The 15,651-nt window shown below is 69.5% G+C and carries 12 protein-coding genes; 5 read left to right on the top strand and 7 right to left on the bottom strand.

Annotated features, from left to right (window positions below; translation table 11 throughout):
- The first annotated feature begins 66 nt into the window (after positions 1 to 66).
- A complete protein-coding gene (gene poxB, locus ACWDU1_RS16500) occupies positions 67 to 1,803 on the top strand; it encodes a ubiquinone-dependent pyruvate dehydrogenase (RefSeq protein WP_449999326.1) in 1,737 nt (578 codons plus the stop codon).
- Positions 1,804 to 1,807: 4 nt separating this feature from the next.
- Here poxB and ACWDU1_RS16495 read toward each other — a convergent pair whose 3' ends face one another.
- Both ACWDU1_RS16495 and ACWDU1_RS16490 read right to left on the bottom strand, forming a co-directional pair.
- Entirely contained in the window at positions 1,808 to 3,472 is a 1,665-nt protein-coding gene (locus tag ACWDU1_RS16495) for a bifunctional 3'-5' exonuclease/DNA polymerase (RefSeq protein WP_449999325.1), read from the bottom strand.
- Positions 3,469 to 4,146 carry a TetR/AcrR family transcriptional regulator gene (locus tag ACWDU1_RS16490; RefSeq protein WP_449999323.1) on the bottom strand — a complete coding sequence of 226 codons (678 nt, stop codon included), beginning with the start codon at positions 4,144 to 4,146 and terminating at the stop codon, positions 3,469 to 3,471. The genes ACWDU1_RS16495 and ACWDU1_RS16490 overlap by 4 nt, the downstream gene beginning before the upstream one ends.
- A gap of 154 nt (positions 4,147 to 4,300) precedes the next feature.
- Between ACWDU1_RS16490 and ACWDU1_RS16485 the strand changes: the two genes are divergently transcribed.
- The gene (locus tag ACWDU1_RS16485) at positions 4,301 to 5,863 is read left to right on the top strand and encodes a carboxylesterase/lipase family protein (protein ID WP_449999322.1); all 1,563 of its coding nucleotides are present in this window, start codon (positions 4,301 to 4,303) and stop codon (positions 5,861 to 5,863) included.
- A 28-nt stretch (positions 5,864 to 5,891) separates the two neighbouring features.
- Here the strand turns inward: ACWDU1_RS16485 and ACWDU1_RS16480 are convergent, their stop codons facing one another.
- The gene (locus ACWDU1_RS16480; RefSeq protein WP_449999320.1) at positions 5,892 to 6,596 is read right to left on the bottom strand and encodes a hypothetical protein; all 705 of its coding nucleotides are present in this window, start codon (positions 6,594 to 6,596) and stop codon (positions 5,892 to 5,894) included.
- A gap of 165 nt (positions 6,597 to 6,761) precedes the next feature.
- Entirely contained in the window at positions 6,762 to 8,264 is a 1,503-nt protein-coding gene (locus tag ACWDU1_RS16475; RefSeq protein ID WP_449999319.1) for a flavin-containing monooxygenase, read from the bottom strand.
- 69 nt (positions 8,265 to 8,333) lie between these two features.
- On the opposite strand from ACWDU1_RS16475, the gene ACWDU1_RS16470 reads away from it, so the two are divergent.
- Together ACWDU1_RS16470 and ACWDU1_RS16465 are read left to right on the top strand one after the other, a co-directional pair.
- Positions 8,334 to 9,362, top strand: a complete 1,029-nt coding sequence (locus ACWDU1_RS16470; protein ID WP_449999317.1) for an AraC family transcriptional regulator — start codon at positions 8,334 to 8,336, stop codon at positions 9,360 to 9,362.
- A 130-nt stretch (positions 9,363 to 9,492) separates the two neighbouring features.
- The gene (locus ACWDU1_RS16465) at positions 9,493 to 10,974 is read left to right on the top strand and encodes a cryptochrome/photolyase family protein (RefSeq protein ID WP_449999316.1); all 1,482 of its coding nucleotides are present in this window, start codon (positions 9,493 to 9,495) and stop codon (positions 10,972 to 10,974) included.
- Positions 10,975 to 10,978: 4 nt separating this feature from the next.
- Here ACWDU1_RS16465 and ACWDU1_RS16460 read toward each other — a convergent pair whose 3' ends face one another.
- Positions 10,979 to 11,653, bottom strand: coding sequence for a nitroreductase family protein (locus ACWDU1_RS16460; protein WP_449999315.1), 675 nt, complete (start codon positions 11,651 to 11,653; stop codon positions 10,979 to 10,981).
- An 83-nt stretch (positions 11,654 to 11,736) separates the two neighbouring features.
- A complete protein-coding gene (locus ACWDU1_RS16455) occupies positions 11,737 to 12,891 on the bottom strand; it encodes a transcription termination factor Rho, short form (RefSeq protein WP_449999314.1) in 1,155 nt (384 codons plus the stop codon).
- Between the two features lie 273 nt (positions 12,892 to 13,164).
- Here ACWDU1_RS16455 and ACWDU1_RS16450 point away from each other — a divergent pair, with 273 nt between their 5' ends.
- Positions 13,165 to 14,064, top strand: coding sequence for an alpha/beta fold hydrolase (locus tag ACWDU1_RS16450; protein WP_449999312.1), 900 nt, complete (start codon positions 13,165 to 13,167; stop codon positions 14,062 to 14,064).
- Positions 14,065 to 14,112: 48 nt separating this feature from the next.
- Here ACWDU1_RS16450 and ACWDU1_RS16445 read toward each other — a convergent pair whose 3' ends face one another.
- Positions 14,113 to 15,351 (bottom strand): PucR family transcriptional regulator, encoded by a 1,239-nt coding sequence (locus ACWDU1_RS16445; protein WP_449999311.1) that lies wholly within the window; start codon positions 15,349 to 15,351, stop codon positions 14,113 to 14,115.
- Positions 15,352 to 15,651 lie beyond the last annotated feature (300 nt).

Here is a 15,651-nt window from a genome sequence, read left to right as displayed (position 1 = left end):
GCGGTCCGCCGCTCTTCCGGTCTCGCCTCACCGGACATCGCGTTCGGCGCGCGTAGGGTCCGGCCCATGGCGACTGTCGCTCAGCACCTGATCTCCGCCCTGCGGATCAGCGGTGTCCGCCGGGTCTACGGCCTGCCCGGTGACAGCCTCAACGGGTTCACCGACGCGATTCGGCGATCCGGCGACATCAGCTGGGAGCACGTCCGCCACGAGGAGGCCGCCGCTTTCGCCGCGAGCGCCGAGGCGGCGTTGACCGGCCGGCTCGCGGTATGCGCCGGGAGTTGCGGGCCGGGCAATCTCCATCTCGTGAACGGTCTCTTCGACGCACAACGGACGCGGGTCCCGGTGCTGGCCGTCGCCGCGCATATACCGATCGCCGAGATCGGGTCGGGATACTTCCAGGAGACCCATCCCGAGCAGCTGTTCCGCGAATGCAGCGTGTACTGCGAGCTGGTCTCCGACGCGGAATCCGCGCCCCGCGTGGTGCAGATGGCGATGCGGGCGGCGGTCGAGGACTGCGGTGTCGCGGTGGTGGTGATCCCCGGCGAGGTATTCCAGAGCCGCCTGGCGGGCGGGCGGTGGAGCGGTAAACCGGTGCTGCCGACCCGGTCGGTGCGGCGTCCGGACGACGCCACGCTGCGCGAGGCCGCCGATATCCTGAATGCCGGTTCCCGGGTGACCGTTCTCGGCGGGGCCGGGACGGCCGGCGCCCACGCTCAGGTCATGGCGCTGGCCGGCACCCTGCAGTCGCCGATCGTGCACGCGTTCCGCGGCAAGGAACATCTGGAGTACGACAATCCCTACGACGTGGGGATGACGGGCCTGCTCGGCTACGCATCCGGCTACAAGGCGATCAAGGAAGCCGACGTGCTCCTGATGCTGGGCACCGATTTTCCGTACACCCAGTTCTATCCCGAGGATGCGAAGATCATCCAGCTCGATATCCGGGGCCGCCATCTCGGCCGGCGCACGCCGATAGATCTGGGCATGGTCGGTAGTGTGCGCGACACCGTCGACGCGCTGCTGCCCATGCTGACGCGTAAAACCGACAAAACGCATCTGGACCGGTCGCTGCGCCACTACCGGCGCACCCGTACCGCATTGGACGCGCTGGCGGTCAACGACCGGGATCGCACGCCGATCCGGCCGGAATACGTAGCCGGCGTGACGGATCGGCTGGCCGACGACGACGCGGTGTTCACCTTCGATGTCGGATCTCCGACGATCTGGGCCGCTCGCTACCTGACCATGAACGGCCGGCGCCGGCTGACCGGCTCGTTCACCCACGGCACCATGGCCTGCGCGCTGCCGCACGCGATCGGCGCGCAAACCGCCTATCCGGGGCGCCAGGTGATCGCGCTGGCCGGGGACGGGGGCCTGACGATGCTGTTCGGTGAATTGATCACCCTGCTGCAGAACGATCTGCCGGTCAAGGTCATCGTGTTCAACAATTCGTCACTGAATTTCGTCGAACTGGAGATGAAGGCGGCCGGGGTGGTGAACTTCGGTACCGGCCTGGACAACCCCGACTTCGGCGCGGTCGCCCGGGCGATGGGTCTCTGGGGCCGGCGCGTGGAGAAGCCCGGCGATCTCGAGAACGCCGTCGCGGAAGCCCTGGCGCACGACGGTCCCGCGCTCGTCGATGTGGTCGCGTCCCGGCAGGAACTGACGATTCCGCCCGCCGTCACGGCCGAACAGGCCAAGGGTTTCGGCCTCTACGCCATCCGCACCATCCTCGCGGGCCGCGGCGAGGAACTTCTGGACCTGGTCACCACCAATGTCGCCCGGCGAATCCTGGACTAGCGGGCTATTTCGCGTCGCCGTAGGACTCGACCACCGCGGTGGTGAAGGGAAACCGCACCGGTGTGGGCCCGAACGCGTGGCGGCCCGCGGTATCGGCGGCGGCCGTGATCATCTCGGTGACCGCTACCGACTCTTCGGCCGGGCAGTGCACGATCACCTCGTCGTGCTGGAAGAAGACCAGTTCGGCGCGCAGGCCGGCGCGGCCCATCGCATGCCGCAGACCCGCGAGGACCAGCAGCGCCCAGTCGGCGGCGCTGCCCTGCACCACGAAGTTACGGGTGAAACGGCCCCGGGCGCGCGCCGCCGCGGATCCGCCGTACCCGCCGGACTCCTCCCGGACCGGTTCCGCCTCGTCCGCCGCGGCGACCGAAACCGGTGGGCACGTCCGCCCCAGCCAGGTGCGCACCAGCCGCCCCTCCTCCCCGGCACGCGCGGCGGCGTCGACATAGGCCACCGCGGCCGGATACCGGCGGCGCAGCGCCGCCAGATGGGTCAGCGCGTCGCCGGAGGTCTGACCGTAGACGGCGCCCAATAGCGCGAGTTTGGCCTGCGCCCGGTCGCCGCCGAAACCGCGGTGCGCCAGATCCGCGTAGAGGTCCGCGCCCCGGCCCGCCACCTCCATCAGGCCCGGGTCACGCGAGACGGCGGCGAGTATCCGCGGTTCCATCTGGTCGGCGTCGGCGACGACCAGGCACCAGCCCGGATCGGCACGGATGGCCCGGCGCACCACCTTCGGGATCTGCAGCGCGCCACCACCGTTGGTGGTCCACCGACCGGAAACGGTACCGCCCGGCAGGAACTCGGGACGGAAACGGCCGCCGTGGACCCACTGTTCGAGCCAGGACCAGCCGTAGGCGGTGTACAGGCGGTACAGCGATTTGTAGGCGAGCAGCGGTGCCACCGCGGGGTGCTCGATCCGCTGGAGTTCCCATTTCCGGGTGGAGGACAGCTCGATCCCGGCGCGGGCGAACGCCTTGACGATATCGCCGGGCAGATCCGGACGCACCCGCGCGCCGAAGGCCCGCGACACCTCATCGGCCAGTTCCGCCATCCGGCGCGGTTGCGACCCTCCCGGAAAGCGCTCCCCCAGCATCGAATCGAGTAGTTCACGGTGCACATCGGCACGCCACGGTATCCCGAACCGCGACATCTCCACCGCGACCAGCATGCCCGCCGATTCGGCGGCGAGCAGCAGCCGCATCCGGTCGGGATGCCCGGTGGCCGCCGTCCGGGCGAGTTGTCCCGCGTAGACCTCCAGCAGGGCCGTGAATTCATCGGTGCCCGGCGGCAACGGCACCGGACCCGATTCGAACAGCGACGGCTGGACCTCGGCCGTCCGCGGCGGGGCGTCCGGCGGTACGGGCAGATCGTGCAGCCGCGCCCAGGCCGCGGCCAGTGAGCGGGGCTGACCGGACTGCCCCTCCTCGTACCCGATCAGCAGAGCTTCCGCGGCCTGCACGTCGTAGCACCGTTCGACCCGTACTCCGGCCGCCAGCAGCGGCCGGTATATCTCGGCCGTCGACCGCCACACCCACCGCTCGACCTCGGGACGGGAGCGCACCGCCTCGGCGAGCGACGGCTCGTGGAGCACCGGCCCGGGCCGCCCGTCCGGGCCGAGCGCACACAGATAGGCGCCACCGTCACCCGATTCCGCCACCGCCCATCTCATCCGCCAGAGTCTGGCACCGAGGTCCGACAGGGCGCGGCTGTGGCCGATCGCACCGCCGCGCGCGCCCGGATTCCGGCAAGCAGGGTGTCCAGGATCCGGTCGAACTCCGCGACGGATCCGAACCCGGCCGTCCGGGGCCCGAGCGAGGCCAGCACCGGGTACCGCGCGGTATCGATCGCGGGCGGCTCGCCGGTACTCGCCGATTCTCCGTTCAGGACCGCCAGCAGGTATCCGTGCAGGAAGCCGAACAGCAGCAGCGGGGTATCCGCCACCACCTCATCGGGCAGGCCGGCCCGGCGCATGGCGGCGACCAGCCGTTCCAGCGCGGCGAGCGCCACCGGAGAAACCTGCGGCCGGGTGGCCAGCAGTGGCGCCACCTGCGGGTGCCGGCCGACCATGGCGCGGTAGTTGTGCGCCGTCGTCCGGGCGATGTCCTCCCACTCACCGTCGATATCGGTGTCCACCTCGGCGAGAACGGCTTCGGTCACCGCGTCCAGTAGCGCCGCCTTGCCCTTGATGTGGTTGTAGATGGACATGGGGTCGACGCCGAGTTCCTCCGCGAGTCTGCGGACCCCGAATCGTTCGAGTCCGTCGCGATCGACCAGGGCGACCGCGGCGACGGCTATGCGCTCGCGGGTCAGTCCCGCCGATATGCCACGGGTGCGTCCGGCCACTCCGTCTCCTTCCCTTGCCAAACCTACGGCATAGGTTATACCGTCGCCGATATCTACACCGTAGATTTCATGGGATGTGGCGGAACACCGCGCCGCACCCCGGCCTGCCGCCGGATCCGCACCCGGCGCCCTCCGACCAGGAAGTCCGACACCGATGAACCGGCGCACATTTCTCTACGGAACCCTCCTGACCACGACCACCGCGGCCGCGAGCGGCTGCGCCGCCGGCAGCACCCCCGGGACCATCGTGACCACGCGGTCCGGAAAGGTACGCGGCCGCAACACTTCCGGGGTGCACTCCTTCCGGGGCGTGCCCTATGCCGATGCCCCGCGAGGCGTCCACCGCTACCTGCCGCCGCGGCTCGTACAACCGTGGACCGGCGTCCGCGACGCCCTCGAACTCGGCCCCACCCCGCCGCAACCGCCGACCCCGCCGCCGCTGGATTTCTTCGCTCCCCCGGTTCCGGGCGCGGAGTACCTCAACCTCAACATCTGGACTCCCGACCCGGGCCCGGCGGGTCTGCCGGTCATGGTCTGGATCCACGGTGGCGGTTTCGACACCGGAAGTTGCGGCCTCTACGACGGTCACGCCTTCGCCCGCGACGGCGTGGTCCTGGTCGCGATCAACTACCGCCTGGGTGCCGAAGGTTTCCTGGCCCTCGGCGACGGCATCGCCAATACGGCACTGCTCGATCAGATCGCGGCGCTGGAATGGGTCCGGGACAATATCGCGGCCTTCGGCGGAGACCCCGGCAACATCACCGTTTTCGGCCAGTCCGCGGGCGCGATGGCGGTCGGCACGCTCCTGGCCATGCCCCGCGCGTACGGGCTGTTCCACCGCGCGATCATGGAAAGCGGTGCGGGCAACATGTGCTACTCCGCCGATACCGCCCGTGAGATCGGGGAACGACTCGCCGCCGAACTCGGCACCGCCCCGACCCGGGATGCCTTCGCCGCGGCGGGCGTCGAACGAGTCCTCGCGGCCCAGACCGCGGTCATGGACGATCTCGCCCGTAGGCCCGACCCACTCCGCTGGGGTGGCGAACCGGGTTGCCGGGTCAACATGTGGCGCCCGGTCGTCGACGGCGCCACCTTGCCGGCCGCGCCCATCGATGCGATCACGGCGGGCGCGGGCGCCGGCATCGATGTGCTGATCGGCCACAACGCCGAGGAGGGGCGGCTGTCACTGCTGCCGTCGGGCGGCCTCGACGCGGTCGGCGAGGAAGAGCTGACCACCGCGCTGGAGCTGTACGGGTTGCCCCTCGAACAGGCGCGAACCGGCTACCGCGCCGCCTATCCCGGCACCGGGCCCGGCGGGCTGCTCGCGATCCTGCAGGGTGACTGGTACTACACCATCCCAGGACTCCGCCTCGCCGATGCGCGCGCCCGCGCCGCGGCCGCGACCTACACCTACGAGTTCGCCTGGCGCTCACCGCGGTTCGGGGGGCAACTCGGCGCATGCCATTTCCTGGAGGTCCCGTTCGTATTCGACCGGCTCCACGATCGGCGCATGCGGTGGATCACCGGTGACACACCACCGCAGGGGCTCGCCGATTTCGTACACGGCGCCTGGGTGGAGTTCGCGCGGACCGGCCGGGCGCCCTGGCCCCGCTACGACCCCGTGCTCCGGACCACCATGCGCCTCGACGAGAACCCGGTCGCGGTCGGCGACCCCTACCCGACGCGGCGCCTCTGGGAGGGAATTCCCCTGCATTGAGACGGCCGCGGCGGCACGGTCGCGATCGCTAGGGCTCTCTGCGCCCGCCCCGTCCGCCCGCCGCCGACTGCCCGAAGAAGAAGCCCAGGATCAGCAGGATCATATTCATCACGATCTCCGGAACCTCGGTATGGGTGAACATGGCGATCACCATCACCGCGCTGAACCCGACCAGCAGGATGGCGCCCAGCAGGACCGCGATGGGTTCACGGTGCAACGGTGACCAGCGCACCCGCGCGCGCCGCTCCTTCAGGCCCTGGGCCACATTGCGCAATTCCAGCTCCAGCGCGGTATCCCGCGCATCCTCGGTATCCGACGATTTCACCACCACGTCCTGCGCGCGCTGGATCTGATCGGCGACCATCTGCCGGGCCACCGGATCGTGGATCGCGGACTCGGCCACATGCCGGATCCGGGAGAGTTCGTCGCGCGCGGTCGCATTGCGCAGCCCGGCCTGCAGTTCCCGGCGAACCTCCGCCAGCCGGCGCAGCATGAACTCCTCACCGACCACATCGGTGGCCCCGCGACTGTCGGTGATGTCGAACGGCCGCCGGTTCTGCCGGGGAACGAGGTCCATCATGTTCTCGACCCGGGACAGCCACGCCGCGAAATCGTCCGGGTCGGCACCGTCGAGTGTGGGGGGAATGCCCAATTCTTCCTTGATGTTGTTCCGGATGGCTTCGCGGTTCTCCGGCGAAACATCCCTGTCTTCCCGCGACTCTCTGCGGCCCAACGGTTTTCCTCCCACACTGACCGGTGCTTGCCGGACCAGAGTACGGGCTGCGCAGCGGCATGGCGACGGGATCCGCACTCGCGCAGCAACTCCCAGGACAACCGCACCGGCGGCGGCCTGGTCACGCCCCCGTCGGGCGCACGGCGCCACGGGGCCGGCGCGAGGTCAGACCCGGGCCGATGCGCGGGCACGCACCGGGCGCAGTGTCCTGCGCAGATCGGTGCGCAGGACCGCGGCCGAGTCGAGGAGGTAGTTCTGCCGGACCTTCCACGGGTGACGATCGCCCTGACGCGGGAAATCGGCGATCGAACGCTGGACATAACCGGAGGTCAGATCCAGCAACGGCCGCTCCCCGAGTTTGCCCCGGACCTCCGGGACCACGGCCCGATGGCCCCGATCGTCCATGAAGTTCAGCACCTTGCAGACCAGCCGGGAGGTCAGATCGGCCCGCAGTGTCCACGACGAGTTGGTGTAGCCGATGCAGACGGCGAAGTTGGGCACGGTGGTCAGCATCGCGCCCTGCCATACGAACTGTTCCGGCAGAGCGACCTTCACCCCGTCCACGGACGGTTCGATTCCGCCGAAGGCGAGCAACTCCAGGCCGGTGGCCGTGACGACGATATCGGCGGGCAGTACCCGGCCCGACCGCAGCCGGACCCCCTCCGGTACGAAGCGATCGATGGTGTCGGTGACGACCTCGGCTCTCCCCTTCTTCATGGCACGGAAGAAATCGGCGTTGGGTACCGCGCACAACCGCTGGTCCCAGGGGTCGTAGCTGGGGGTGAAGTGTTCGGCGACCAGTTTCTCGTCGCCGAGTATCCGGGTAGTCACTCCGGTGAGCAGTTTTCGCGCGGCCTCCGGGCGGCGGCGGCAGTACTGGTAGAAGCCGATGGAGAACAGGATGTTCTTGGTGCGGATCACCCGATGCGCCAGGTTCGGTGGCAGCAGTGCGCGCAACCGGTCGGCGATCTTGTCGCGGCCGGGTACGGCGCTGATCCAGGTGGGGCTGCGCTGCAGCATGGTGACATGCCCGGCGTCCTCGGCCATGGCGGGTACGAGGGTCACCGCGGTGGCACCGCTGCCGATCACCACCACCCGTTTCCCGGTGTAATCGAAGTCCTCCGGCCAGAACTGTGGATGCACCACGGTGCCCGCGAAATCCTCGGCCCCCGCGAAATCCGGGGCATGGCCGTGGCCGTAGTTGTAGTAGCCGGCGCAACTGTAGAGGAAGCCGCAGGTCATCGTCGTGCGGTGCACGGCACCGGTGCTGTCACGGTGTTGGAGAGTGAGGCTCCAGCGCAGGGTCTCCGACGACCAGTCGGCGCCGAGCAGCTCGGTACGGTAGTGGATACGCCGATCGATACCGTACTCGCGCGCGGTCTCGGTGATGTAGCGGAGGATCGACGGACCGTCGGCGATGGATTTCGCCTCGCGCCACGGTTTGAACGGGTAGCCGAGGGTGAACATATCCGAGTCGGAGCGGATACCGGGATAGCGGAACAGATCCCAGGTACCGCCGAGGGCGTCGCGCGCCTCGAGAATCGCGTAGCTCTTCCCCGGGCATTCGGTCTGTAACCGGTAGGCGGCGCCGATACCGGACAATCCGGCGCCGACGATCACCACGTCGACGTGATCCGGTGTACCGACGGGATCCAGGCCATCACTCATGCCCCCATTCTGCCCAGGATCCGGGGCGTACTCTTGATTTCTCACGACATTTTTTTGATCCTGGACGACATGTCGGTTATCCGTTCCGCGGGCCTGCGCGGCTTCCGGGCCACCGTCGCCGAACTCGGCGGCGACGCCGAGGAACTGGCGGCCGCGGTGGGCCTGCCGGTCGCCGCGCTGGACACCGACGACCTGCTGGTGCCCGATCACGCCGTCGCCGCGGTGCTGGAACTGGCCGCCCACCGGCTGCGATGCCCCGACCTCGGATTACGTATCTCGGCGCGGCAGGACCTCGATATGCTCGGCCCCCTCGCACTGGCCATCCGCAATTCGCCGACACTCGCCGAGGTGATCGAGTGCACCACGCGGTATCTGTTCGTGCACGCGCCGTCGCTGCGAATCCATCTGATCCCGGACCCGTACGGCGACAACACCGTCGTCGCGCTGTGGTACGAGGTGCGGTCCGGAGACGGTCCCACCCCGGCACAGAGCACCGACCTCGGCCTCGGATTCGTGCATCGCGCGATCCAGCGGCTGGTGAACGGACGCTACGGATTGCGATCGGTGGAACTGCCGTACCACCCGGCGGCCACGACGACGGTCTACGAGCGGTTCTTCGGCGCTCCGGTGCGGGTGGCGCGGCCGGCCGCGCTGCTGCGGGTACCACGCGAACTGCAGACCCGGTCCCTGACCGGTGGCGACGCGACCTTACACGGCCTGGCGATGGCGTTCCTGGCCGCGCAGACCGCGGGCGACGGAACCGCCACCGCACCGCGGGTCCGGACTACCGTCCGCCAGCTCCTGGGTACCCTCCCGGCCGAGATCGCGACCGTTGCCGAACTGCTCGCCGTACACCCCCGGACCTTGCAGCGCAGACTCGCGGCCGAGGATACGAGTTTCGCCGCGATCCTCGACGAGGTCCGTCGTGAACGGGCGTATCACTACCTGACCACCACGGCGATGCCGCTCGCTCAGATCACCTCTCTGCTCGGCCTCGCCGAGCAGGCCACCCTCACCCGCTGCTGCCGGCGGTGGTGGAACGAAACCCCCAGCGCGCTGCGCCGGGGGTCCGGCACCGCGCCGCCCGGCGGCCGGTAGGAGTCCCGGCTGACCGCGGCCCGGCCGGGTCCGGCGTGGTGCCGGGACGGGCGGCCCGCTGCCGGTTAGCCTCGGTCGTGCCCGAATCAGCCTGCTCGTGGTGTCGCCGTATGCGCCCGCGGGACCGCGCATGACCGGTGGCGACACACGGCGATGGTGTTTCGCCGACCAGCTGGGCCCCCATTTCCTGGACCATCCGGATCAGCCGGTGCTGCTGATCGAATCCCGGGCCGTGTTCGGACGCCGCCGGTTCCATCGGCGCAAGGCCCACCTCGTGCTGTCGGCGCTGCGGCACCGCGCCGCCGAACTCGGCGATCAGGCGCTGTTCCTGCGCACCCGCACCTACCGGGAGGCGCTCGACCGGGTGCCCGGCCGGCTCACGGTATGCGCGCCGACCTCGTGGGCCGCCGACCGGTTCGTGCGGGGCCTACCGGAGGTCGAGGTCCTGCCCGCTCGTGGTTTCGCCACCGACCGCGACACCTTCGAAGAATGGGCACGCCCCCGGTCGGGGCTGCTGCTGGAAACCTTCTACCGCGACGCGCGACGCAGATTCGATCTGCTGATGGACGGCTCGGGCCCCGCCGGGTCGCGCTGGAATCTCGATACCGAGAACCGGGAACCGCCACCGGCGTCCCCCCGCCTCGGCGTAGCGCAACCGTGGTGGCCCACCGAGGACGAGATCGATGAACAGGTGCGCGCCGATCTGGACCGCTGGGAACGCGACGGCCACGTCTCGTTCGTCGGTCGCGACGGGCCGCGGGAGTTCGCGGTCACCCGCGCCGAGGCGGAGCGGGCGCTACGGCATTTCCTGCGCGACCGGCTGCCACATTTCGGCCCGTACGAGGACGCCATGCTGGCCGGGGATCCGTGGATGGCGCACAGTCTGCTCTCGGCCCCGATGAATCTGGGGCTGCTGGATCCACTGGAATGCGCGTACGCCGCCGAAGACGCCTACCGCGCGGGGCGCGTGCCGCTCGCCGGAGCGGAGGGTTATATCCGGCAGCTGATCGGCTGGCGTGATTACATCTGGCACTGCTACTGGCATTTCGGCCGGCAGTACCGCCACCGCAACGAATTCGCCGCCCGTCGCCCCCTGCCGGAGTGGTTCGCCGAACTGGACGCCGACGCGGTGGAGGCGCATTGTCTGCGCGATGTGCTGGCCGATGTCCGCGATCACGGCTGGGTCCATCACATTCCCCGCCTCATGGTGCTGTCGAGCTATGCCCTGCAACGGGGCTGGCGACCCGGCGCCGTCGCGGACTGGTTCCATCGCTGCTTCGTGGACGGCTACGAATGGGTGATGGCCGGCAATGTGCTCGGGATGTCACAGCACGCCGACGGCGGGCTGCTGGCCACCAAGCCCTATACCTCCGGCGGCGCGTATATCGACCGCATGAGCGATTACTGCGCCGGCTGCCGGTATCGGCCGGATCACCGGGTGGGCACGGACGCCTGCCCCTTCACCGCCGGCTACTGGTACTTCCTGTCACGTAACGAACAGTCATTGTCCGGCAACCGGCGGATGTCTCGGCCCCTGGCCGGTTTGCGCCGGTTGACCGATCTGGACGAACTCGTCGTGCAGCAGCGGGAACTCGGCGACGCCCCACCTTGAGCTCCTATGCCTGTCCCCTGGGCCGCGCGCCCCGGCCGAAGGTGATATCGGCGTGTTCGGGGTCCCAGCGATTGCGGAACACCACCTCGGTCACCGGGCGCCGGCGCACCGATCCGTGCCGGCCGCGCGGCCGGCCGATGACGATATGCCCGGCCAGGAACCATTCGTCGGGGATACCCACCGATTCGCGCAGTACCTTTTCGCCGCCATAGGACGCCCAGCTGGTCGGACAGGCGCCCAATCCCTGCGCCCGCGCCGCGAGGTAGAAATTCTGCAGCGCCGGATAGATCGAACCGCCCTGCAGGAACTCGGAGGAGAAATCGTTCTTGAACGCGGTGAAGAGCACCGAGGTGTGATCGCCGGCCCGGTCGTGCAGCTCGTAGGTGGCACGGTTGTTCCGCGCGGCACGGCTGTGATCGTCGGCGGCGGGCCTGGTCATACCGTAGATCGATTCGATCGACCGCAGCGCGATCCGGGCGGCCTCGGCCACCGCGGCCCGCTGTTCGGGCGCGTCGAGCACGATGAATCGCCACAGCTGCGCGTTGGCGCCGTTCGGGGCCCACGTCGCGGCCTGCAGGCAGCGCTCGAGCGTGGCGGCGTCGACCGGCTCGTCGGTGAAGCGGCGAATCGACCGCGCGGTGGACAGCACTTCCCAGAAATCGTCACTCGGAGCGGACATTCCACCGGTGTACTCGACCCGCCCCGAGATGTCGAGAGGCTACGCCCGCCCGTATCACGCGCAGCCGCTCCCTGCTCGGCCGTTCACCCCGCGGTACGGATCTGGGTGAGGAATTCGGCATTGGTACGGTGCTGGCGCAGACCGGTCAGGAGCAGTTCGAGGGCCTGCTGGGGTTCGCGGCCCGCCAGGGTCTTCCGGAGCGAGCGCACGGCGGCCAGTTCGTCCGGCGACAGCAGCAATTCCTCCTTGCGGGTGCTCGACCGGTCGATGTCGACCGCGGGGAACAGCCGGTGGTCGGCCAGCCGGCGGTCGAGTTTCAGCTCGGCGTTACCGGTGCCCTTGTACTCCTCGAAGATGACGGTGTCGGCGAGCGAACCGGTCTCGACCAGGGCGGTGGCGATCACCGTGAGCGAGCCGCCGTGCTCGATATTGCGGGCGGCGCCGAGGAATTTCTTGGGTGGGGCCAGCGCGGCGGCGTCCACCCCGCCGGAGAGGATCCGGCCCGACCCCGCGGCGGCCGTGTTGTAGGCGCGGGCCAGCCGGGTCAGCGAGTCCAGGAGCACGACCACGTCCCGGCCCGACTCGACGAGCCGTTTGGCGCGTTCGATGGCCATTTCCGCTACCGCGATATGTTCCCGGGCGGGTTGGTCGAAGGTCGCGGCCGCGATCTCGGCAGGTACCGCGCGGGACAGATCGGTCACTTCCTCCGGGCGTTCCCCGACGAGGACGAGCATCAGCAGGCATTCGGGATGGTTCTTGGCGATACCGTGGGCGATGGACCGCAGCACCGAGGTCTTGCCCGCCTTGGGTGGCGCGACCACCAGCGCACGCTGACCTTTGCCGATCGGCATCACGAGGTCGGCGATCCGGGTGGACAGCTCGTGGGGTTCGGTTTCGAGCACGAGACGGTCCTGTGGGTAGAGCGGGACCAGGTCGGCGAAACGCGGCCGGGACGGCGAGTTACCGGCCGGGACACCGTTGACGGTGTCGATTCCGGTCAGCGATACGGGACCGCCGCCGGCCCGTCCGGGAGCGGCTGTGCCGGTGAGGGTGTCGCCGCGGCGCAGACCGTACCGGCGGACCAGGCCCGGCGGTACGCGGGCATCATGTGGTCCGGGTAGGTAGCCGTCGGCCCGCATCGTGGCGCGATCTCCGGCGATATCGAGGATGCCGGAGACCGGTGCCGCCGAGGCGGCGGTGGTCGCGGCGTCCGTGACGTGGACAGGGTTGTTCTGCATGGGTCCTCCTCGGGAGGAATAGGTGGGGATTCGGCGGCCGAGGCGGCGGCCGACAGGTATACATCCGCCGGGGCGCGGGAGTCCGAGCGATCGGAGCCCGGCCCGGCCGAAGGTGTTCGGATCACCGGCGGAGACCGCCGGGGTGAACGATGATCCTTGTGGGAGGGAACTGTCACCTACATCCACAAGATGAAGACGCCGTCAACCATAGCGCCGCTCCTGACAACATGCAACAGGCGACGATTGTTCCCCCGGATGTCGTAGCGTTTCGGTATGCAGGCCGATTCACCGCCCGGGCGACCCGCCGGGACACGTCTGACATCGTTCGTCAACGACGATCTCACCTTCCGGGTGATCGACGAGGGCCCGCTCGACGGCCCGCCGATCGTGCTGTTGCACGGGTTCCCGCAGACGTCCGCGCAGTGGGCGCGCCTCACCCCGTTCCTGCACGAACGCGGCTACCGCACCCTCGCGCCCGATCAGCGCGGGTACTCCCCCGGCGCGCGGCCCCGGGGACGCTACGCCTACCGCGTCGGCGCCCTGGCCGGCGATATCGCGGCGCTGATCAACGAACTCGGTGGCGGACCCGTACATCTCGTGGGCCACGACTGGGGATCGATCGTCGCCTGGGCCACCGCGGCGCGGCACCCGGAGCTGGTGCGCACGCTCACCTCGGTATCGGTTCCGCATCCGATGGCGTTCGCCCGGTCACTGCTACGGAGCAGCCAGGCGTTCCGCACCTGCTATATGGCGCTGTTCCAGCTGCCGTGGCTGCCCGAGGTAGTGCTCTCCGCCGCCTTCCGCGCGGCCGGCCGGACCGGTGACACCGCCCTGCGGCGCCGGGCGGCGGCCGTCTCCGGACTCGACGACGCCCAGTTCGACCGGGTGCGCCGCGATATCGTCGACGGCGGGGCTCTGCACTACGCCCTGAACTGGTACCGGGCGATGCCGATCGTGGACCGGCGGCAGGCGGGGCGCAAGATCACCGCTCCCACCACCCATGTCTCGAGCACCCGGGATATCTTCATCGCCCGCAAGGGCGCCGAACTCACCGCCGAATACGTCACCGGCCCGTTCGCGCACGAGATCCTGGACGCCACGCACTGGGTCCCCGAGGAGCGCCCGGCCGAACTGGCCGCGGTCATTCTCGCTCGCGCCGGCGCCGCCCGCTGAGCCGCGCCGCCGCGTGGCCGGCCGGAAACCGGCCGGGCACTGCCGCTTTCAGCACTGGTGACTATCGCGGGGCCGCGCGGGGAAGGTGCGGGCGATCAGTGCCGCGCGCAGTCCCCACAGACCTTCGGCGCGGGTGGTGTCGAGGCCGGTGCACTGCGCGATCCGTTTGAGACGATGATCGATCGTATTGGGGTGGATGTGCAGGCGCCGGGCGGTCCGCTGCCGACTCTGATCGTTGAGCAGGTACACACAGAGGGTTTCGTACAGATCGGGGCGTTCGGTGAGCGGATCGAGCTTGCGGGCCAGCGTTTCGCGGACCGCGCCCGGCCGGGTGAGCTGGTATTCGACGGCCAGCTCCTCGAACCGGTAGAGACGCGTTTTCCGCTCCGCGGCCAGTGCCCGGTGCAGGCGGACCGCGATATCCAGCATGTCGTGCAGGGTTTTCGACAACTCGGGAATATCGTCGACCGGCGAGTCGACGTGGACCGCGGTGAGCGCGGTACCCGCCGCGGCGGCGAGCAGATCCACTACCTCGGGCAACCGCTCCGGGCATTCGGCGGTAGGGGGTATCAGGATGGTGCCACCGGTCGTGCTCAGCAGGGACAGGGCCCGGGCCCCGTACTGGTCGGCGAGTACGGACTGCATGCGCCGCAGGGCGCGGCGGGCCACGATATGGGCATCGATACCGGGCGCCGACGCCGACGGATGCGACGGAATGGATACGGCCAGCAGATGATAGGACCGCTCCAGCGTGACTCCGCATTCCCGCGCCATACCGGTGGTGGCCTGGCCGGCCAGCAGCGCCGAGGTCAGGGTCTGGACCGCGTTGTGGTGCTGCCCGGCGACGGCTCGGTATTCGCGCAGGTAGGCCATGGTCACCGTGGTGGTCATCAGATCGAGCAGATCGACGGTGCGGACACCGAGTTCCACCGGGTCGGCGGTGTCTCGCGAGGTGACCATGCGTTGCGCGATCTTCGTCCCCTCGTGCAACGCGTGCAGTATCGCGTCCACCGGTATTCCCTCGCGCGCCCAGTGCACCGCGGCGGATTCCAGTTGCGCGATTTCGACGTCGACGGAGCTGTCGCGTCCGTTGAGGATCGTCGCGGCCAAGGTGAGACAGCCGGCGGTGACAGCGGTGATATCTCCGCTCAGCGCATCGTCGGGCAGCGTCCGGCACGGTGCGACGGTGCGGGTGAAATGCTGCACGACCTGGACGGCCTGCGACCGGGTGGGCCGCAGTGCGGCCGCCGCCGCCCCGTCGCCTCCGGCTTTGCGGTACTCGTGCATGGACAACTCCTCTTCGAGCCCTCGGCCCGGCCGAACCAACCGGATAAAAAACTCCGGTTGGTGGCGGAAAGTCTCACGCACACCACTGCGGTGGTCAAGGGCCGCTTCGCGGAATTCCACGGCGGCCCGCGGGGTGGATCCGGGCACGCGAGGTCCGGGTGCGGCCGCGCGAATCTCCAGCTACGATTCGCCGGCGATTCGAACGACGCGACGGTTCGGTAGTTGTCACAGTGGAACCGCGCCCCCGTTGGGCATTGTGAAATCCCGGGCCACGAAACCGGATTCGGCACCCACCCGGAG

This window comes from Nocardia sp. NPDC003345 (assembly GCF_053589395.1).
This window is presented reverse-complemented; position numbering and strand designations above follow the sequence as displayed.